The following is a 274-nucleotide window of genomic DNA, read 5'->3' as shown; positions in this document are numbered from 1 at the left end:
AACTTTTGACCAATCCCGTTCTCATAACAGGCTACACCGAAAGCATGGTTGGCCGAGCCTTTATATTCCGTACCGTTATCGGAGTAAACGCACTCAATCAGATATGGGCAGGGATCAATCAGGTGTTTGGTCAGAAACTTGGCGGCGCTGTCTGCGGTTTTGTCCGGCAAAATGGCGGCGTATAGCTCCCTTGAGAAATCGTCGATGGCGACAAACAGGTAATTCCGCTTATCGGTGGCTTTCTGCCCTTTGAGCAGCGGCAGCCGTTTGGTAT

The 274-nt window shown here is 50.7% G+C and carries 1 protein-coding gene; it reads right to left on the bottom strand.

The window, feature by feature from the left end:
* Positions 1-274, bottom strand: a 274-nt coding sequence (locus ACTHTQ_RS11520; protein WP_440363993.1) for a DDE-type integrase/transposase/recombinase, incomplete at both ends; no start/stop codon positions are given.

This window comes from Neisseria sp. P0020.S003 (genome assembly GCF_051957095.1).
GTDB lineage: Bacteria > Pseudomonadota > Gammaproteobacteria > Burkholderiales > Neisseriaceae > Neisseria > Neisseria subflava.
The sequence above is the reverse complement of the archived record's forward strand: the minus strand, read 5'-3'. Positions and strand labels throughout refer to the sequence as shown.